The 18,491-nt window shown below is 62.4% G+C and carries 16 protein-coding genes and 1 tRNA gene; 6 read left to right on the forward strand and 11 right to left on the reverse strand.

Annotated features, from left to right (window positions below):
• Positions 1 to 47 precede the first annotated feature (47 nt).
• Both pstS and FJ492_RS10120 read right to left on the reverse strand, forming a co-directional pair.
• Positions 48 to 1,103: a phosphate ABC transporter substrate-binding protein PstS gene (pstS, locus tag FJ492_RS10115; protein WP_140769793.1), complete on the reverse strand. Its 1,056-nt coding sequence runs from the start codon at positions 1,101 to 1,103 to the stop codon at positions 48 to 50.
• Positions 1,104 to 1,635: 532 nt separating this feature from the next.
• Positions 1,636 to 6,186: a PAS domain-containing protein gene (locus FJ492_RS10120; protein ID WP_181166626.1), complete on the reverse strand. Its 4,551-nt coding sequence runs from the start codon at positions 6,184 to 6,186 to the stop codon at positions 1,636 to 1,638.
• A 216-nt stretch (positions 6,187 to 6,402) separates the two neighbouring features.
• Here FJ492_RS10120 and FJ492_RS10125 point away from each other — a divergent pair, with 216 nt between their 5' ends.
• Positions 6,403 to 6,723: a hypothetical protein gene (locus FJ492_RS10125; protein ID WP_246675959.1), complete on the forward strand. Its 321-nt coding sequence runs from the start codon at positions 6,403 to 6,405 to the stop codon at positions 6,721 to 6,723.
• 95 nt (positions 6,724 to 6,818) lie between these two features.
• Here the strand turns inward: FJ492_RS10125 and FJ492_RS10130 are convergent, their stop codons facing one another.
• On the reverse strand, positions 6,819 to 7,733 hold the full coding sequence (locus FJ492_RS10130) for a DUF2865 domain-containing protein (RefSeq protein ID WP_140769797.1): 915 nt from the start codon (positions 7,731 to 7,733) through the stop codon (positions 6,819 to 6,821).
• A 318-nt stretch (positions 7,734 to 8,051) separates the two neighbouring features.
• On the opposite strand from FJ492_RS10130, the gene FJ492_RS10135 reads away from it, so the two are divergent.
• Positions 8,052 to 8,267, forward strand: a complete 216-nt coding sequence (locus FJ492_RS10135; protein ID WP_084636366.1) for a hypothetical protein — start codon at positions 8,052 to 8,054, stop codon at positions 8,265 to 8,267.
• Between the two features lie 99 nt (positions 8,268 to 8,366).
• Here FJ492_RS10135 and FJ492_RS10140 read toward each other — a convergent pair whose 3' ends face one another.
• From FJ492_RS10140 to FJ492_RS10155, 4 genes are all read right to left on the reverse strand, one after another.
• The gene (locus FJ492_RS10140; RefSeq protein ID WP_140509724.1) at positions 8,367 to 8,735 is read right to left on the reverse strand and encodes a cell envelope integrity protein TolA; all 369 of its coding nucleotides are present in this window, start codon (positions 8,733 to 8,735) and stop codon (positions 8,367 to 8,369) included.
• A gap of 529 nt (positions 8,736 to 9,264) precedes the next feature.
• A tRNA-Glu gene (locus FJ492_RS10145) sits at positions 9,265 to 9,339 on the reverse strand.
• A 90-nt stretch (positions 9,340 to 9,429) separates the two neighbouring features.
• On the reverse strand, positions 9,430 to 9,837 hold the full coding sequence (locus FJ492_RS10150) for a VOC family protein (protein ID WP_140748082.1): 408 nt from the start codon (positions 9,835 to 9,837) through the stop codon (positions 9,430 to 9,432).
• A gap of 36 nt (positions 9,838 to 9,873) precedes the next feature.
• Complete coding sequence (locus FJ492_RS10155; protein WP_140509720.1) at positions 9,874 to 10,257, reverse strand: fimbrial protein; 384 nt, start codon at positions 10,255 to 10,257, stop codon at positions 9,874 to 9,876.
• A 26-nt stretch (positions 10,258 to 10,283) separates the two neighbouring features.
• Between FJ492_RS10155 and FJ492_RS10160 the strand changes: the two genes are divergently transcribed.
• Together FJ492_RS10160 and rpoH are read left to right on the forward strand one after the other, a co-directional pair.
• Positions 10,284 to 11,324 carry an RluA family pseudouridine synthase gene (locus FJ492_RS10160; RefSeq protein ID WP_140769799.1) on the forward strand — a complete coding sequence of 347 codons (1,041 nt, stop codon included), beginning with the start codon at positions 10,284 to 10,286 and terminating at the stop codon, positions 11,322 to 11,324.
• Between the two features lie 190 nt (positions 11,325 to 11,514).
• Positions 11,515 to 12,426, forward strand: coding sequence for an RNA polymerase sigma factor RpoH (gene rpoH / locus FJ492_RS10165; RefSeq protein WP_015315375.1), 912 nt, complete (start codon positions 11,515 to 11,517; stop codon positions 12,424 to 12,426).
• Between the two features lie 82 nt (positions 12,427 to 12,508).
• Here rpoH and FJ492_RS10170 read toward each other — a convergent pair whose 3' ends face one another.
• The 4 genes from FJ492_RS10170 to FJ492_RS10185 all read right to left on the reverse strand — a co-directional run bounded on the left by FJ492_RS10170 (position 12,509) and on the right by FJ492_RS10185 (position 15,046).
• Positions 12,509 to 13,381 carry an MBL fold metallo-hydrolase gene (locus FJ492_RS10170; RefSeq protein WP_140712947.1) on the reverse strand — a complete coding sequence of 291 codons (873 nt, stop codon included), beginning with the start codon at positions 13,379 to 13,381 and terminating at the stop codon, positions 12,509 to 12,511.
• A 144-nt stretch (positions 13,382 to 13,525) separates the two neighbouring features.
• Positions 13,526 to 14,185, reverse strand: coding sequence for a peroxiredoxin (locus FJ492_RS10175; RefSeq protein WP_140509714.1), 660 nt, complete (start codon positions 14,183 to 14,185; stop codon positions 13,526 to 13,528).
• A gap of 211 nt (positions 14,186 to 14,396) precedes the next feature.
• Positions 14,397 to 14,762, reverse strand: coding sequence for a cell division protein ZapA (locus FJ492_RS10180; RefSeq protein ID WP_027141889.1), 366 nt, complete (start codon positions 14,760 to 14,762; stop codon positions 14,397 to 14,399).
• Between the two features lie 11 nt (positions 14,763 to 14,773).
• Entirely contained in the window at positions 14,774 to 15,046 is a 273-nt protein-coding gene (locus FJ492_RS10185) for a DUF4164 domain-containing protein (protein WP_015315371.1), read from the reverse strand.
• Positions 15,047 to 15,308: 262 nt separating this feature from the next.
• Here FJ492_RS10185 and tkt point away from each other — a divergent pair, with 262 nt between their 5' ends.
• Both tkt and gap read left to right on the forward strand, forming a co-directional pair.
• The gene (gene tkt, locus FJ492_RS10190; protein WP_140769801.1) at positions 15,309 to 17,300 is read left to right on the forward strand and encodes a transketolase; all 1,992 of its coding nucleotides are present in this window, start codon (positions 15,309 to 15,311) and stop codon (positions 17,298 to 17,300) included.
• A 157-nt stretch (positions 17,301 to 17,457) separates the two neighbouring features.
• A complete protein-coding gene (gap, locus tag FJ492_RS10195; protein ID WP_027141887.1) occupies positions 17,458 to 18,468 on the forward strand; it encodes a type I glyceraldehyde-3-phosphate dehydrogenase in 1,011 nt (336 codons plus the stop codon).
• Positions 18,469 to 18,491: the final 23 nt, after the last annotated feature.

The following is an 18,491-nucleotide window of genomic DNA, read 5'->3' on the forward strand; positions in this document are numbered from 1 at the left end:
GTTGATTGAAAAGGAGCGCCGCGGGGCGGCGCTCCTCCAGAAAGATATTACTCGCCGGCGTAGACGGGCTTGCCGTCGGCCTTGATGTCGGCCTTCCACGAAGCCTTGATCAGGTCGACGACGCTATCGGGGATCGACACATAGTCGAGCGCCTTGGCGGTTTCCTTGCCGTCCTTGTAAGCCCAGGCAAAGAACTTGAGCGCTTCGCCGGTGGCCGCGGCATCGTCCGGAGCCTTGTGGATCAGCACCCAGGTCGAGGCGGCGATCGGCCAGGTGGCGTCGCCGGGCTCGTTGGTGATGATGACGTTGAAGTTCTTCGCGCCCTTGAAGTCGGCATTCGAAGCGGCGGCGCCGAAGGATTCGAGCGACGGCTCGACGACCTTGCCGGCTGCATTCACCATCTTGGAGTAGGACAGCTTGTTCTGCTTGGCATAGGCATATTCGACGTAGCCGATGCCGCCGTCGGTCTGCTTGACGGTGTTTGCAACGCCTTCGCTGCCCTTGGCACCGACGCCGGTTGGCCATTCGACGGCCGTGTCCGAACCAACCTTGTTCTTCCAGTCGGGCGACAGTTTCACCAGGTAGTCGGTGAAGTTGAAGGTCGTGCCCGAACCGTCCGAGCGATGCACGACCGCGATCGCGGTCGACGGCAGGGTGAGCGAGGGGTTCAGCGCCTTGATCGCGGCGTCGTCCCAGGTGGTGATGGCGCCGAGATAGATCTGGGCCAGCGTCTTGCCGTCGAGGACGAGTTCGCCCGGCTTGATGCCCGTGAGGTTGACGATCGGCACGATACCGCCCATCACCATCGGGAACTGCACGAGGCCGTTCTTTTCGAGGTCTGCGTCGGACATCGGCTTGTCGGTGGCGCCGAAGGTCACGGTCTTGGCGATGACCTGCTTGATGCCGCCGCCGGAGCCGATCGACTGGTAGTTGAGGCCGATGCCGGTATCCTTCTTGTAGGTGTCGGCCCATTTGGCGAACACCGGATAGATGAAGGTCGAGCCGGCGCCGGAAAGGTCAGCTGCCATTGCTGCGGAAAGGGTGAGGGTGGACGCCGCAGCCATTGCAATCGCAACGGCCGCCGAGCGGATGAAGTGTCTCATGTGGCCTGCTCCTGTTCGGAAGATGGTCTCTCGGCGCCACTTCTTTCCGGCGCCCGCTGAGGCCAATAGCCTTGGATTATAACAGTCGCATGACAGTTTCATGTCAGCCCGGTAACGCGTCGTCGGCACCGGGAAAAGCACCGGTGTCGGGCGCTTCGCGGCGCGATCCGAGTTTACCGCCGGAATCAGGGGCTTGAGCCGTTCGACGGCTGGAAGCACCCGGAATTCGACGGGGCTTTCCCAAGTGAAGAAAATCCGGACGGGAGCGCGTTGCTCGCAGCCAGAGCGTGTCATGGCTGGGCCATCGCCAAAAACAGGTCCGTTGGGGTAGAGTGACACTGTTTCTTGCAGGCGGTCGCTGCTCCCGCCCGTAACTGAGAAGAGCGGAATTCGATTTTGCTATTGTTCCGGCTGGACACCGTCTTTGATATGGCGCGATCGCACCATAGTCACTGCACGCGGAAGTAGCGGCAAATCCCCAGCTGATTCCCTCGATTTGCCTCACCGGATCCAAAATCCAGCGACGCGGGCGCTATCCCGCGTTGCGATGGACCTGACGGCCGGCGCCGACCCAACGCTCGACCTTCTCGAGCAGGGCCTTGGGGCTGATCGGCTTGGGCAGATAGTCGTCCATGCCCGCCTCCAGGCAGCGTTCGCGGTCACCCTTGAGCGCATGCGCGGTGACCCCGACGATCGGCACATGCGTACCGGTTTCCTGCTCCAGCAGGCGGATCGCGGCCGTCGCTTCGAGACCGCTCATCTCCGGCATCGAGACATCCATCAGGATCATGCACGGATTGAGCGTGCCGAAGGCGTCGAGTGCCTTGCGGCCATTGCCGACGATCTCGAAACCGTAGCCGGTCTCGCCGAGGATCTGGGTGAAGACCATCTGGTTCACCTCATTGTCCTCCGCCACGAGGATATCCAGCCTGTGCCCGCCCCCGGTGGCAGGCAGTCTGGGACGAACCGGCGGCGGCTGCAGCTGCGCGCGCTGCTCGGAAAGCGCCAGAGGCGACCGCGGGGTAATCTCGAGCGCCTCGCTCGCTGGCGGCTGAACGGCCTGATCGTTGGTGGCGTGGCGATGGCGCTGGATGGTCGCGACCAAGGTCTCCAGGAGGACCGAGGAGCGTGCCGGCTTTATCAACTGCGCGTCGATGCCGAGATCGCGGTAGCTGGTGTTGGCAAGCGACTGGTCGACCGAGGTCAGCATGATGATCGGCGTGTCCGCGAGGCCCTCGGTGTTGCGCACGATGCGCGCCATTTCGGCGCCGCTCATCTCAGGCATCTGGTAGTCGAGCACGACACAATCCACCGCCACGCCATAGGCTGCCGCGGCGATCAGCACCTTGAGACCTTCGGCGCCGCTTTCGGCCGCGCAGGAATCGAACGTCCACGAGGTCATCTGCTCGGTCAGGATGGCGCGGTTGACGGCATTGTCGTCGACGATCAGCACGCGTGCGCCCGTCACGTCCACCGGCGTGATGCGCTGCCCGTTCTGCTGCCCGGCCCCCGGCAGCGTCACCGTGAACCAGAAGGTCGACCCCTTGCCTTCGGCGCTCTCGACGCCGATGTCGCCACCCATCAGGTCGACCAGCCGCGAGGTGATGGCAAGGCCAAGCCCGGTGCCCTCGTGGCGCCTTGTCGACGACGTGTCGACCTGGCTGAATTTCTCGAACACCAGTTTCTGTTTTTCGTCGGGGACGCCGATGCCGGTGTCGGTGACCGAGATCGTCAGCCTGGTTCCCGTCGGAACTCGTTCGCCGCTCACATCGACCAGCACGTGGCCTTCTTCGGTGAACTTCACCGCATTGCCGACCAGGTTGGTGACGATTTGCCGGATGCGGCCGACATCGCCGATGAACAGGCTTTCGAGCCGCGGCTCGATGCGCACGATGAGCTCGAGGTCCTTTTCCTTGGCCCGCGTAGACACCAGCGTCGCCACGTCCTCGATCGCCTCGGCGAGATTGAAGGGCGCCGGGTCGAGCACCAGCTGGCCGGCATCGATCTTGGAGAAATCCAGGATGTCGTTGATGATGGTCAACAGCGCATTGCCCGATTTGACGATGATGTCGGTGAATGTCTTCTGCTTCGGGTCGAGATTGGATTTGGCCAGCAGTTCAGCCATGCCCAGCACGCCATTCATCGGCGTGCGGATCTCATGGCTCATATTGGCGAGGAATTCCGATTTGGCGCGGTCGGCGAGCACGGCGCGCTGACGCGCTTCGCTGAGCTCCGCCTCACGCTGCTTCAGTTCCGTGATGTCGGTCGTCGAACCGATCAAATAGAGCGAACCGTCGGAGGCGATCATTGCGCCCTTGCGGGCGAACTGATGTCTGACGCTGCCGTCGGGAAGGCGCACCGTCTCCTCAATCTCCTGGGTCTCGCCGGTACGCAGCACGGCGAGATCGCTGGCCACGAAGGCCTCGCCATCCGGCCCGAAGATCTCGACGTCGGTGTTGCCGATCGCCTCCTGCTTGCTGAAGCCGGTGAGGTCGCACCAGCCCTTGTTGACATAGAACTGCCTGAGATCGGAGCGCTTGGCGTAGATCGACACCGGTACATTGTCGATCAGGCTGCGGAACACCTCGTTCTCGCGCATGCTCTCTTCCAGAGCTTGCTCGCGTGCCTTGACCTCGGTGATGTCGGTGCTGGAGCCGACCAGATGCACCGATCCGTCCGTAGCCACCAGGCGGCTCTTGCGCGTCACCAACTGCCGCACCGTTCCGTCACGATGGGTGACGGGCTCCTCGACCTCACGCACATTGCCGTTCGTCACGACATCGGTGTCGTCCTGGCTGAAGCCCTCTGCTTCCTCGCCGCTGAACAGCTGGCGGTCGGTCCGGCCGATGACATCGTCCTTGGCGAGACCGGTCAGCGCGCACCAGGCCTTGTTGACGAATTCGATGCTCAGGTCCTGCGCCTTGATGAAGGCGGCTACCGGCAACTCGTCCATGACATGCCGGAAGAGATCGAGCTGGCGCATCGAGTGATGAAGCGCAGCCTCGCGGCTCTTCAGGTCGGTGATGTCGACGCGCACGCCGATGAAGGTGCCGTCTCCGGTGCGCATGTCGTAGACCTGGTACCAGCGTCCATCCCCATTGAGGCGCTCATAGGAGGAATTCGGCAGGCGGTAACGCGCCAGGATGCCATCAAGCCAGCGTTCGGAATCGACTTCGTGAAGGCTGTCGATTCCAGGATCGCCGCTCGACCGGAAATAGCCGACCGAATGGCCGAACTCCAGCGCTTCGCGGAAAGTGCGGCCGGGCTGCCAGAAGGGCTTCAGCGCCGGCAGCGAATCCTGCAGCCTGTGGTTGGCGAAGACGAACTTGTCGTCCCGGTCGTAGATGATAACGCCTGCCGGCAGCGATTCCAGCACGCTGGCGAGATGCTTGCGCGCATCTTCGGCTTCGGTCTCGCGCCGCTTCATGTCGGAAATATCGAAGAGAAAGCCGGCGACATAGTCGCGGCCGCTTGCCATGCGGACGCGGTTCTTCCTCACAATGCGCGAACGGCTGGCGCCGTCGGCCTCGAAGCTTTCTTCCACTTCATATTGCCGCCCGCCAGCCAGCACCTCACGTTCGCTGCTTTCGAAAAGCGCGACGTCGGCCGGCCCGAGGAAATCGCCCCCCGGCCTGCCAAGCATGGCTTGCGGCGCCTGCTTGAACAGCGCCGCGAAGGCCTCGTTGACGAAGACGAATCGCAGATTGTCGTCCTTGACGAAGATCGGATCCTTGACGCCGTTGATCACGGCCTCCGCCAGCCGCGCCTTCTCCAGTGCTTCGGCAAGTTCAGCCTCTCGGTCCTTCATGTCGGTGATATCGACGTAGGAAATGAACCGCTTGCCGCCGGCCAGCGCCGCCATCGACGAGATCAGCGTCCGGCCGTCATTGCGCGGGAACTGCCGCGATCCGGCTGTGCCGGCTCTGATTTCAGCCTCGCGTTCGGCGACATGTCGCTGCCATGTCGCGTCGTCCGAACCATAGGGGTCTATGTCGCGGCTCGCGTCCATCAGATCGCGGAAGCTGCAGCCGATCTCGGCGCGCCGGGCGTCGATCTGCCAGAAATCGTAAAAGGCGCGGTTGATGACCTCGGCACGCATGTCGGCATCGAGGACGAGGACACCGATCGGCATCTGATCGACCATGGTGCGGAGATTGGCGAATGTCTCGGCGATCTTGGCGTTGGCATTCTCGATCTCCGCGTCACGACGCTTGACCTCGGTGACCTCATAGTAGGTCAGCAGCCGCTTGCCTCCCGACAGAGCCGTCACCGAGAACATCATGGTCCGCCCATCGGTGTGGACAAACTCCCGAGGTGCGACGGTACCGCCCCTGATCTCCTCGATGCGAGTGGCGAGGTAGCGCTGCCATTGCTCTTCGTCGATGTCGCCATAGATGCCGTTGCGGCGGTTGAGTTCCATCAAAAGGCTGAACGGCGCTCCAACCGTGACGGCCCCATCCGGAATCCTGGAGAGATCGCGATAGGCCTTGTTGACGATCAGCGTGTCGAGCCCGCCATCCAGAAGCACGACGCCCATATGCATGGCGTCCATCGTCCGCTCGAGATCGGCAAGATGCTGGACGGGCTCGCCGCCAGCCGGAGGCTCCATGTCCTCGAAGGCACTGGCCATCGCGGTGACATTGCGGCCTATGCCGCGATAGCCGGCAAATTTTCCGTCACTGTCGAAACGCGGGAAACCTGACGTCAGCACCCAGCGGCAGTCGGGGCGGCCACCCTTCAGTTCGTAGACGAAGTCGCGGAACGGCCGGTGCGCCTGCAAGTCCTCCAGATGGGCTGCCGCGCTGCGGTTGCCCTTCCGGACCTGATTGAGAAAATCGAACCGGAACCGGCCAAGCACATCAGCCGGATCGATGCCCGTCGCAGCCTGGTAGTCTTGAGAAAGCCAGGAAAAGCGAAGCTCCGCGTCGGTTTCCCAGGTCCAGTCCGAAGCCGCTTCGACGAGCTGGCGAAGCGCGCCGGCGCGATCCATGTCTACGCCGGACGGTCCATCGCCGCCATGCGCGGCGGCCTTGCCGGGCTCACGCTTGCCGCGCGCGCCGATTGCTTCGTTCGATTCCGCCATGCTGTCCCCACCCCGAAAATCAAGGCCGAACCCTCCCTCCGCGGTTCGTCGGCGGAATGTGCCGCAGAAGCATTAACGATCCGCTAACCTTAACGGCGCAACCGGCTTGTTCCTGCTGCGTTATTCCGTCCGGTTGTGGCGCGCGGCAAGGCCGCGCTATAAGCATGCGCAGGGGTGTTGCTAATGTATGGACGAATAGGGTCTTTCTTGCTGGGCATGGCGCTGCTTTTCGGCGGCGGCTGCTCGCGCAGCTATGACGGCACGGTCATCATCCCGCGGCCGCTCGACGCCAGGCGGATCTGGGACCGGCCACCGCCCAATGTCGATTACCAGCCGCAGGTCGACAACGGCGCCTTTCCGGGGCCGCCACAACCCCCCGGACCGGTTTCCGAGCGCAAGGCCCTGAAACCTGCGCCGCACAGACGGCATCAGGCCAGGGCGTCACCGCCGCCTTCCCCGTCATCGGACTCCGAAAAGCAATTGGCATGCAGGAACGTGAGCGCGCCCGGCCAAAGGGTTCGCATGGTCTGCGAATAGAGCGGTTCGGCGTTTGACAGTGCCGCCAGACCGCTCCCGCGAACAATGTCCTATAGCGACGCCGCGACCTTCCTCGGTTGCTTGGCTCCAGCCTGTCATTCAGCCGGGAAGAAGGCGGGACCGACCACACGCACGGTGCGCTTGCCGGGGTCGATCGACTGGAGTTGAGCGGCACCCGGAGCCTCGATGTCGGTTTCCGGAATTGCCGCGACGCTGCCGAGGTCCGGCTTTGCCTGAGGCAAAGGGATGATTGCATTGGTCATGTTCGTGGGCGTCACCGTCCTAGCCCTCAGTTCGGCAACCCGCTGACAATAACGCTTGACGTCGCAGGCCTTGAAATTGGCATCGTCACGATACCGGAAAGCGGCCGGCAACTCGGTGTATGGTTTGCGCGTGTCGAGCGCCACCATGCTGTCGGTTTCCTGGCTGATATCGCTCAGCGTGTAGAGATCGACCGCCGGATCATCGCAGATGTAGCGGCATTGATCGGCCATTTCCTTGAGATCGCGGTTGCCGGCGAATTGCGACTTTGGCGCGGGGAAGAAATACCCATCGGAAAGGCGGACGCAAAACAGCATCGCATTGCCGCCGGTCGTGGCCCCGGCCGCTGCCGTCGCGGATTTCGCCTTCGGCGCCGGGCGCTCCTGCTTTACCCCCGATGAACAGCCGAGCGCCGCGAACCGCGCCTGCAGATTGTCACGGCCGGAATTGGACGCAGCCGCGATCTGGCGCTGCACCTCAGTCCGGTTTCGAGCGAGGTCGGCACAAGCGTTGAAGAAGCCGCTCGCGGCACTTTGCGCGGTGCACTTGCGCTGCCTCTCCAGGCCCTGGATTGCCGCGAGCTGGCGACGAAGCTGAGCCAGTGCCGGGCTCACGCCTCCGCCGTGACCAGCGGACAGCAATTGACTTTTGATCGCACCACAACTGTCCGCGTAGGAAGGTGTCGTGCCGGACGCAAACGCAGCGACCGTTGCCAGCGCCATCATCATCGAAAGACAGAAACGGGTCATCCGAACGCCATGATCCTTGTTGCAGATAGTCCGCAACTACGCTCTTTCGACTTGGGCAAACTTCCACTAAATGAGCTATACCTAATATTTTAAGGCTTTTAACCTCAACAAACCTTCATCTGGTGTAATATAGTCCTGCATGTAAATTCCATATTACATTTTTATTTCAAGATTGAGACGAAAAGGGAAGCAACGGAGACAGATCCGCGTTCGTCGGCAGGCCGATGTGTCGAGCCATGCGATCAATCGGGCGTTACCGGTCTCTGGCCTTGAAACCTTTGCTCGTGCTGCTGCGTTGAGGGGCGAAGGAGAACGCGGATGTCGATCCACTTCACGGTGTCGGAACTGACAAGAAACCTTTTTCACTCCCTCGGGCGAGATCACGAGCGTGGCCCACGGCCGCTCAACCCCGAGCAAAACCTGTTGCTCGAGTGCTATCTGGCCGGGCAGATTCCTGAATCGGCATGGAGCGACTATGTCTTTGAGACACCGGATCTGGCACGGCATGCCGAAGTACGGCGCCTGAGCCGTTGATTTGCGCCAACCAGGGAAAGACGCCCGACGCAGCTTTCCGATTCAGACGAACCAGCCACCTTGATGCCCGTTCCATGGCAGACTTTTTTGGGCGTGCCGCTACTGCTTGGGCGAAACGAATTGCTGTGTGAACACGTTGCCGGCAATTCCTTGCGACAGCTCCGGCGATAAACTCAGCGGCGTACAATTCTTCACCGCCGCTATTGCCGCCTCGATGAACGACTGACGCGCCTTGTCGTCGCCGGCCACCTTGACGGCGGTTGGTCGCGGCGCGCCGATCAGAGTACCGTCGCGCTTGAAACTGAAACTCAGGGTTACAGTCGAATTCCCGGCGTCGGCGGGCGGCGTCCAGCACGACTGAATCGCGGCCCCGACAGCGTCCATGGTGTTGAGCGTTGCGGCAACCGATGTGCATACGACACCTGTCGACACCACACCCGCGATCACCAGCTTTGCAACGCCTTTCATCGCACGCCTCATCGTCACGACCAGCCGGCAATCCGCGCGCGGACTGCCGGAATCGATGGTAGGGCCGATACAGGCAATGGCAATATCCCTCGCCAAAAAGTTGTTCGGAGAGAGCCGACTGCGAAGCCGCCCGGGCGACGGAGCGAGACCGATGCGAGCCAATGCCGAAAACAAAAAGGCCGGCACTGAGCCGACCTTTCCTTTCCGCCTCGACAGTTGCGCCAGTACATCCGTGGTCGCGGGCCGAAAGCGAATTGTCTCCAGTAGACAGGCTATTGGTAAACCAAACCTTAACGTGCCTGCCGTCCCACGCACCAAGTCAGGATTCGATAGCCGTGAAGACCATCATCATCTTGCGGTAGAATGGTCCAGGCGACCGCCCTGAACTCGGCTTCCGGCAGGTGGATTCGGGCATGGGAACTGCCGGTTTTTCACGGGGCATCGTGCACGCTTTCGAGGCATGCCGAGCCATGCAGGTATTGGTCCGAACTTGTTAGCTTGTCAGGAGGGCAACGACCGGGCCGTTGCTTGGTACGCCCAAGGGGAATCGAACCCCTGTTCCCGCCGTGAGAGGGCGGTGTCCTGACCGCTAGACGATGGGCGCGTTCAAGAAGGGGCGATATAGGCTGGCGGCTGGGAAAAAGCAACTGGGGTTTGCCGGCTTTGCAGCATCGAACGAAAAACAGCCGGCAAGCTAGCGTTTCAGCTCGATCAGGTCCCAGAGATTGCCGTGGAGATCGGCGAAAACGGCCACGGTGCCGTAGGGCTCGAAGCGCGGCGCCTCGCGGAATTCGACGCCCTTGTTCAGCATGGCGGCGTGATCACGGAGAAAATCGTCGGTTTCGAGGAACAGGAAGACCCGGCCGCCGGTCTGGTTGCCGATGCTTTTCCTCTGCGCCTCGTCGGACGCCTCGGCAAGCAGCAGCCTGGCACCCTGTCCGTTGTCCGGCGCGACGGTCACCCAGCGCTTGCCGCCGCCGAGATCGACATCCTCGGTCAGGGTAAAACCCAGCCGCTCGACATACCAGGCGATCGCCTCGTCATAATCGGCGACGACCAGCGTCACGGTCGCGACACGGCGATGTTCGGCAAACCCGGTCATATCCGGCGCAAACTTGTTTGCTGCATTGCCGCCTGCCTATTTGTTGCGGATTGCAAAACGGCCGATCAGGCGGCGCTCGGCGATATCATAGACGAAGATCGCACGGCTGCCGTCGGCAAGCTCGGCGTCGATAGAAAGGCGGCTGCCCGACAGTGACTGACCGACCACCCGGGAGCCTACCGGCAGCACGATGTCCCCGCTGAGCGGTTCGCCGGCGGGCACCTGGACGTCGCCGGCCAGCGGCGGGCTCACCGGCGTTGCCTTGCGTGATTTGTAGACAATCGCCGCGATCACCACCATAAGAGCCAGAAGGAGCAGGCCGAGATTGATGGCCATGAAGCGGATGAGCCTGCCGCGCAGCTTGTCGACCGCGGGGTCAAGCGGCTTTTCCTGCTCTTCATCGGCATCGGGCCGGGCCATGGCAAATATTCCGGAATGGTTTTTCGATGAGCGCTCATAGCGAAGAGGCCCCTGAATTGATAGAGGCCGCGCCCACCTTGCTGGTCGCCGGCGCGGATGCGGCCGGCCAACGCCTCGACCAGTGGCTGGCGGCAGCGCTTGGCCCGGACATGTCACGCAGTCGCGTGCAGATGCTGATCAGGCAAGGCGGCGTCGTCATCGACGGCAAGCCGGTCAACGAAACCAAGCGCAAGATGAGCGCTGGCGAAAATGTGTCGGTCGCTATGCCGGAACCGGAACCGGCGCTGCCGCAGGGCGAGAACATCGCGCTCGACGTGCTCTACGAAGACAACGAGTTGATCGTCATCAACAAGCCGGCGGGGCTTGTCGTGCACCCCGGCGCCGGCAACTGGACCGGCACGCTGGTCAATGCGCTCATCCACCATTGCGGCGACAGCCTGTCGGGCATTGGCGGGGTGCGTCGCCCGGGCATCGTCCACCGCCTCGACAAGGAGACCAGCGGCGTCATGGTGGTCGCCAAGACCGACCGCGCCCATAAGTCGCTATCGGAAGCTTTCGCCGACCACGGCCTGACCGGCGACCTCGAACGCGCCTACCTGGCTTTGGTCTGGGGTACACCGCAAAGGCCGACCGGCACGATCGATGCGCCGCTTGGCCGCGCCGCCGACCGGGTGCGCCGCGCCGTCGTGCCGGAAGGCCGCGACGACGCGCGCCACGCCGTCACCCGCTTTGCCGTGCAAGAGCGCTTCGGCGAGGGCCAGCGGGAATTCGCCACCGCGAGCCTCGTCGAATGCCGGCTGGAAACCGGCCGCACCCACCAGATCCGCGTCCACATGGCCCATATCGGCCATCCCGTTATCGGCGATCCCGATTACGGCTTGGCATTCCGCACCAAGGCCAATCGGCTGCCGGAGCCCCTGAAAACTCAGGTCAAGGCATTTTCCCGGCAAGCTTTGCATGCCTGGCTCCTTGCATTTCGGCACCCCACTACCCATTTAACGATGAGGTTCGAGGCGTCGATACCGGAGGATATGGAGGAACTCGTCGAAGGCTTCCGCAAACTCTGAACCAACCATCAAAAAACCTGACTGTCATTGTTCACTTCAGCGTGACACACTGTTTCGTGTTGAACAAATGCCTGTCTTTTCTGGTTTTGTTCCTGTATAAGATCTGATGTCGCGGGCGAGCCTTTTGGTGCTCGCGTCACATGCCCGCCGCGTTTCGGGGGCATTACTCCAATAGAGAGGGGGCGCTATCATGGCCCAGTCATTACCCAGTATCGTTTCCGGCGAAGGCGGCCTCAGCCGCTATCTGGAAGAAATCCGCCGCTTTCCCATGCTTCAGCCGCAGGAAGAATACATGCTCGCCAAGCGTTATGCCGAGCATGAAGACACCACGGCCGCGCATAAGCTCGTCACCAGCCATTTGAGGCTCGTCGCCAAGATCGCCATGGGCTATCGCGGCTACGGCTTGCCGATCGGCGAGGTGATCTCGGAAGGCAATGTCGGCCTGATGCAGGCCGTCAAGAAATTCGAACCCGAGCGCGGTTTCCGCCTCGCGACCTACGCCATGTGGTGGATCAAGGCCTCGATCCAGGAATACATCCTGCGCTCGTGGAGCCTGGTCAAGATGGGCACGACCGCCAACCAGAAGCGCCTGTTCTTCAATCTCCGCAAGGTGAAGGGCAAGATTCAAGCGCTGGACGACGGCGATCTCAAGCCCGACCAGATCGCCGAAATCGCCACGCGGCTGAACGTTTCCGAGGCCGAAGTGGTGTCGATGAACCGCCGCCTGTCCGGCGACGCGTCACTCAACGCGCCGATCCGGGCGACGGAAGGCGAGTCCGGCGAATGGCAGGACTGGCTGGTCGACGACCACGAAAGCCAGGAAGAGATGCTGATCGAGCAGGACGAACTGGAAAACCGGCGCGGCATGCTGTCGGGCGCTCTGGCCGTGCTCAACGATCGCGAGCGGCGCATCTTCGAGGCGCGTCGCCTCGCCGAGGAGCCGCTCACCCTGGAAGAGCTTTCGGCCGAGTTCGACATCAGCCGCGAGCGCGTGCGCCAGATCGAGGTGCGCGCTTTCGAGAAGGTGCAGGATGCCGTCAAGGCCGCCGCCAAGCGCCAGATGCAGGCGCTGCGCACCATCGAGGCGCAGCCGGCGGCTTAAAGCCGGGACCGATTACGAAATAGAGGGCGGCGTCAGGAAACTGGCGCCGCCCTCTTCGTATACAAGAAGCCGGAGCGTACCCTCAAAGCCCATCAAGCGGAAACTTGAGGTACCGCCGGCCATTGGCTTCCGGCTCCGGCAGCCGTCCGCCATTCATGTTGACCTGCAGCGCATGCAGGATCAGCCGCGGCATCGGCAATGTCCGGTCACGCGCCTCGCGCAGGGCGACGAACTCGGCCTCGCTGCGGGCAGCGACAAGATGGATGTTGGTCGCCTTTTGCGCTCCGACCGTGCTCTCCCACATCGGCTCGCGCCCGCCGGCCTGGTAATCATGGCCGACGAACAGCCGGGTTTCCTCCGGCAAGGCCAGGATGCCCCGGATCGAACGCCAGAGCCGCGCGGCGCTGCCGCCGGGAAAATCCGTCCTTGCCGTGCCGCTGTCGGGCATGAACAGCGAGTCATGCACGAAGGCGGCGTCACCGATCACATAGGTGATCGAGGCCAGCGTATGTCCGGGTGAGAACAGCACCTTGACTGGAAGGGTTCCGATCCGAAACGTCTCGCCTTCGGCAAACAGCCTGTCCCACTGCGAACCGTCGGCGGGAAAATCGGGCCAGTTGTAGATGACCTTCCATAGTGCCTGGACGTCGACGATCCTGTCGCCGATCGCCATCGGCGCTTCGGTCTTCTGTTTCAGATAGTGCGCCGCTGAGAAATGGTCGGCGTGGGGATGGGTGTCGAGAATCCACTCGAGCTCCAGCCCATTTTCTCCAATGAAAGCGAGCAGCGCATCCGCGCTCCTCGTACCCGTTGCGCCGGATTTCTCGTCGAAATCCAGGATCGGATCGATGATGGCGCAGCGCTTCGTCGTCGGGTCCGCGACGACATACTGGATGGCTCCGGTCGGCTTGTCATAGAAGCCGCTGACCAAAGGCCTGGCCAAAGCTACATCCATTCCCGGCTCCATCGCTCACAGCCGGCAGGAACGATTTTCTCCGCCGGAACCCGCCGCGAGCATGGTTGTCCGCCCCGTCGAGCCAGTCAAGCATGACTTGGCTCGCAGGAGAGGAAAACCAAAAACTGTTCCGACGAGTCGGCTTCAGGCGGAAGGTTGTTTGGTCTTCCTGAGGTAGGGCAGGATGGTCTCGTAAGCGCCGAAGCGCTTGATCGCATCCTCGTTGGAAACGGCGGCCGTGATGATGACGTCCTCGCCCTGCTTCCAGTTCGCCGGCGTCGCCACCTGGTGCTTGGCGGTGAGCTGCATGGAATCGACCGCGCGCAGGATCTCGTCGAAGTTGCGCCCCGTCGTCATCGGATAGGTCAGCACCAGCTTGATCTTCTTGTCCGGTCCGATGACGTAGACCGAGCGCACGGTGGCGTTGTCGGCGGGCGTGCGGCCTTCCGAGGTTTCGCCGGCGCCGCCTGGCAGCATGTCGTAGAGCTTGGCGACCTTGAGGTCCTTGTCGCCGATCAGCGGATAATGCACCGAATGGCCCGTCGCCGTCTTGATGTCGTCCTGCCATTTGCCGTGGCTTTCGACCGGGTCGACCGAAATGCCGATGATCTTGACGTTGCGCTTCTTGAACTCGCCCTCGAGCCCCGCCATCGTGCCAAGCTCGGTCGTGCAGACCGGCGTGAAATTCTTCGGATGGCTGAACAGGATCGCCCAACCGTCGCCGATCCAATCATGGAACTTGATGGTCCCTTGCGTGGTCTCGGCGGTGAAGTCCGGCGCGATGTCGTTGATACGAAGACTCATGACCTATCCCTACCCCTGGTGAAATTTAGCCTGCATTCTATCGCCGGCCGGCGCCGGCACCTATTCCTAGCACCGCTACGTGACTGATTAAACGGTGGAGATGACGGCTATTCACCCGACGGGCAAAAATTTTTCCGCGCCTTCGGATCGGGGCGAAAATAAAGCGTGACATTGGGCATGAGACAAACGCCAGGGATCGGCGAGGCCCGCCTCAGGCCTTGGTGATCGCCAGCGACGTCGCCAGGTCTTCCATGCGCTGCGCCAAGGCGCCGAGCGCGTTGGTCAGCACGCTGTCGCTCTTGTCGGCCTTGGTCAGTGCCTCGTCGCGCGTCTTGCGCAAGGTCAGCACTTCGCTCTCCATGCCCTTGACGCGCTTCTGCAGTTCGGAAAGCTCGTCCATCACCATGATGCCGGCCATGACGGTCAGCCGCTGGTCGCCAATCTCGCCAAAAGAATCCTTCAGATGCGAGACATAACGATCGAAGCGTTCGGCGAGATCGATCAGATGCTCTTCCTGGCCCTCGTCGCAGGCCATGCGGTACTGCTTGCCGTCGATTGAAACCGTGACCTGTGCCATCGGGCCAGCTCCTATCTGTCCAACACGGCGCGGATGGTTTCCATCGCGGTCACCAGCCGTCGCGAGACTTCCTTGTTGGCGTCTTCCAGCCGTTCGGCGCGCGCTTCGGAATTGTCGAGCTCCTGCGCCAGCCGCGAGCGATCGGCATTCATCCGCTGCACTTCTGCCTCGGCTTCCGAATAGTCGCGTTCGTGCTCGAGCTTGGCCGCGACGGCGTTTTCCAGCCCCTCGATGGCCTTGCTCAGCCTGGCGATTACTTCCTTGAGCGTGGTTTCCCCGGTCATGGCCTTCGTCCTGTGCCCTGCCCATCACCGAATCGTTCGCGTTCAGAACGCGTTATGTCAGAAACATTAGGCACCGGGTGAAGGCCACGTCAACAAAGCTCTCGCGACTGTCCCCCGCTAACGCTAAAGTAGTCCCGCCTGCGGCATCACAAGACCGGCAAATGTGCACCCGATTTGTTGACTAAAAGCCCGCGCCTGCTATGTGTCGCGCACCCTTTTCAAGGGCTCTCCCAAGCCCCCAAACCCCCACCCTGGAGGTACCATGACGTCGCGTGAACAACATGACCGGATGGCCAATGCGATCCGTTTTCTCTCCATGGACGCCGTCGAGAAGGCGAATTCCGGCCATCCTGGCCTGCCCATGGGCTGCGCCGACATCGCCACGGTGCTGTTCACCCGCTTCCTGAAATACGATCCCAAGGCCCCGCACTGGGCCGACCGCGACCGCTTCATCCTGTCGGCGGGCCATGGCTCGATGCTGCTCTACTCGTTGCTGCATCTGACCGGTTACGAAGACATGACCATCGACCAGATCAAGCACTTCCGCCAGCTGGGCTCGAAGACAGCGGGCCATCCCGAATACGGCCATGCCACCGGCATCGAGACCACGACCGGTCCGCTCGGCCAGGGCCTCGCCAATTCGGTCGGCTTCGCGCTTGGTGAGCGCATCATGAACGCCGCCTTCGGCAACGACCTCGTCAACCACTACACCTATGTGCTGGCCGGCGACGGCTGCCTGATGGAAGGTGTTTCCCAGGAAGCCATCGCGCTTGCTGGCCACCTCAAGCTCAACAAGCTGATCGTCTTCTGGGACAACAACAACATCTCGATCGACGGCCCGGTCTCGCTCGCCGACAACACCGACCAGGTTGCCCGCTTCCAGGCATCCGGCTGGAATGCGAGCCATATCGACGGCACCGATCCGGAAGCGATCGCCTACGCCATCGAGGCCGCACGCCACTCGGACAAGCCGACGATGATCGCCTGCAAGACGACGATCGGTTTCGGCGCCCCGACCAAGGCCGGCACGAACAAGGCGCATGGCTCGCCGCTGGGCGCCGACGAGATCGCCGGCGCGCGCAAGTTCTTCAGCTGGGACTCGCCGCCCTTCGAGATTCCAGCCGACATCCTCGACGCCTGGCGCACCGCCGGTAAGGCTGGCGTCAAGGCGCGCACCGACTGGGAAGGCCGCCTCGCCAAGGCCGATCCGAAGCTGAAGGCCGAGTTCGAGCGCCGCACCGCGGGCAAGCTGCCGGCGAATTTCGACGCCGTCATCGCCGACTACAAGAAGAAGCTTACGGCCGACAAGCCGAAGGTCGCCACCCGCAAATCGTCCGAGATGGCGCTGGAAGTCATCAACGGCGCGGTGCCCGAGACCATCGGCGGCTCGGCCGATCTGACTGGCTCCAACAACACCAAGACCAGCCAGACCAAGAACATCACGCCGGACGATTACGGCCAGCGCTACGTTCACTACGGCGTTCGCGAGCATGGCATGGCCGCGGCCATCAATGGGTTGACGCTGCATGGCGGCCTCATCGCCTATGGCGGCACCTTTCTGTGTTTCTCCGACTATGCCCGTCCGTCGATGCGGCTTGCCTCGCTGATGGGCATCCGCTCGATCTTCGTCATGACCCATGATTCCATTGGTCTGGGCGAAGACGGCCCGACCCACCAGCCGGTCGAGCACATGGCGGCCCTGCGCGCCATTCCCAATCACAATGTGTTCCGTCCGGCCGACGCCGTGGAGACCGCCGAATGCTGGCAGATCGCGCTCGAATCCGAAAAGACGCCGTCGACCCTGGCGCTGACCCGTCAGAACCTGCCGACGGTGCGCACCGAGTTCACCGAAAAGAACCTGAGCAGCCAGGGGGCTTATGAACTCGCCGCCGCCAGCGGCGAGGCCGCCGTGACGATCTTCGCCACCGGTTCCGAGGTCGAGATCGCGCTTGGCGCCCGCGACCTTTTGGAAAAACATGGCCACCCGACCCGTGTCGTCTCGGTGCCTTGCTTCGAACTGTTCGACAAGCAGAGCGACGCCTATCGCAAGAACACGATCGGCGACGCACCGATCAAGATGGCGATCGAGGCCGGCATCCGCCAGGGCTGGGATCATCTCATCGGCTCGGACGGTATCTTCATCGGCATGACCGGCTTCGGTGCCTCGGGGACCATCGAGCAGCTCTATCCGCATTTCGGTATCACCGCCGAGGCGGCCGCCAAGGCAGCGGAAGCTCGCTTGCACGGTAAATGACTTTGGGGGTCCGGCGAGATCGCGTGAAAAGCGGTTTTGCCGAACTGGCCTAACCTAATCGATTTAAATCCGGCCCGCTGCGGCTGGATTCTTCGCCCGTCCGCCGCTATGAAGCTGCGGAACAATCGTCTGCCTTCCAGCTCCCAGGGAGAGAACAATGACCGTCAGAGTTGCCATCAACGGGTTTGGCCGCATCGGCCGCAACATCCTGCGCGCCATCCATGAGTCCGGCCGCAGGGACATCGATGTCGTCGCCGTCAACGATCTCGGCCCCGTCGAGACCAACGCCCACCTGCTGCGCTTTGACAGCGTGCACGGCCGTTTCCCGCATGAAGTGTCGGTCGACGGCGACCAGATCACCGTCGGCAAGGAGAAGTTCAAGGTCACGGCGATCAAGGACCCGACGCAATTGCCATGGAAGGAACTCGGCGTCGACATCGCGCTCGAATGCACCGGCATCTTCACCGCCCGCGACAAGGCCGCCGCGCACCTGACCGCCGGGGCCAAGCGCGTGCTGGTCTCGGCACCTGCCGACGGCGCTGACTTGACCGTCGTCTACGGCATCAACCACGACAAGCTGACCAAGGACCACATCGTCATCTCGAATGCGTCCTGCACCACCAACTGCCTGGCGCCGCTCGCGGCCGTCCTGCACGAGACGGTCGGCATCGAAAAGGGCATGATGACGACGATCCATTCCTACACTGGCGACCAGCCGACGCTGGACACCATGCACAAGGATCTCTACCGCGCCCGCGCCGCCGCCCTGTCGCAGATCCCGACCTCGACCGGTGCCGCCAAGGCCATCGGCCTCGTCCTGCCCGACCTCAAGGGCAAGCTCGACGGCATCTCGATCCGCGTGCCGACGCCGAATGTGTCGGTCGTCGACTTCAAGTTCATCGCCAAGCGGTCGACCACGGTGCAGGAAATCAACGAGGCGGTGATCGCCGCCTCCAACGGCAAGCTGAAGGGCATCCTCGGCGTCACCCATCACCCGAACGTGTCGATCGATTTCAACCACGATCCGCGCTCCTCGATCATGGCGCTCGACCAGACCAAGGTGATGGACGGCAACTTCGTTTCGGTGCTGTCGTGGTACGACAATGAATGGGGCTTTTCCAACCGCATGGGCGATACCGCCGTCGCTTTCGGCAAGACCATCGCCTGATCGAAGATCCGTCTTCTCGACAC

The organism is Mesorhizobium sp. B2-5-4 (assembly GCF_006441095.1).
Lineage (GTDB): Bacteria > Pseudomonadota > Alphaproteobacteria > Rhizobiales > Rhizobiaceae > Mesorhizobium > Mesorhizobium salmacidum.

Coding starts and splice junctions, on each gene's coding strand:
- pstS (WP_140769793.1), bottom strand. CDS start 1,103: ATGAGACACTTCATCCGCTCGGCGGCCGTTGCGATTGCAATGGCTGCG.
- FJ492_RS10120 (WP_181166626.1), bottom strand. CDS start 6,186: ATGGCGGAATCGAACGAAGCAATCGGCGCGCGCGGCAAGCGTGAGCCC.
- FJ492_RS10125 (WP_246675959.1), top strand. CDS start 6,403: ATGGCGCTGCTTTTCGGCGGCGGCTGCTCGCGCAGCTATGACGGCACG.
- FJ492_RS10130 (WP_140769797.1), bottom strand. CDS start 7,733: ATGACCCGTTTCTGTCTTTCGATGATGATGGCGCTGGCAACGGTCGCT.
- FJ492_RS10135 (WP_084636366.1), top strand. CDS start 8,052: ATGTCGATCCACTTCACGGTGTCGGAACTGACAAGAAACCTTTTTCAC.
- FJ492_RS10140 (WP_140509724.1), bottom strand. CDS start 8,735: ATGAAAGGCGTTGCAAAGCTGGTGATCGCGGGTGTGGTGTCGACAGGT.
- FJ492_RS10150 (WP_140748082.1), bottom strand. CDS start 9,837: ATGACCGGGTTTGCCGAACATCGCCGTGTCGCGACCGTGACGCTGGTC.
- FJ492_RS10155 (WP_140509720.1), bottom strand. CDS start 10,257: ATGGCCCGGCCCGATGCCGATGAAGAGCAGGAAAAGCCGCTTGACCCC.
- FJ492_RS10160 (WP_140769799.1), top strand. CDS start 10,284: ATGAGCGCTCATAGCGAAGAGGCCCCTGAATTGATAGAGGCCGCGCCC.
- rpoH (WP_015315375.1), top strand. CDS start 11,515: ATGGCCCAGTCATTACCCAGTATCGTTTCCGGCGAAGGCGGCCTCAGC.
- FJ492_RS10170 (WP_140712947.1), bottom strand. CDS start 13,381: ATGGATGTAGCTTTGGCCAGGCCTTTGGTCAGCGGCTTCTATGACAAG.
- FJ492_RS10175 (WP_140509714.1), bottom strand. CDS start 14,185: ATGAGTCTTCGTATCAACGACATCGCGCCGGACTTCACCGCCGAGACC.
- FJ492_RS10180 (WP_027141889.1), bottom strand. CDS start 14,762: ATGGCACAGGTCACGGTTTCAATCGACGGCAAGCAGTACCGCATGGCC.
- FJ492_RS10185 (WP_015315371.1), bottom strand. CDS start 15,046: ATGACCGGGGAAACCACGCTCAAGGAAGTAATCGCCAGGCTGAGCAAG.
- tkt (WP_140769801.1), top strand. CDS start 15,309: ATGACGTCGCGTGAACAACATGACCGGATGGCCAATGCGATCCGTTTT.
- gap (WP_027141887.1), top strand. CDS start 17,458: ATGACCGTCAGAGTTGCCATCAACGGGTTTGGCCGCATCGGCCGCAAC.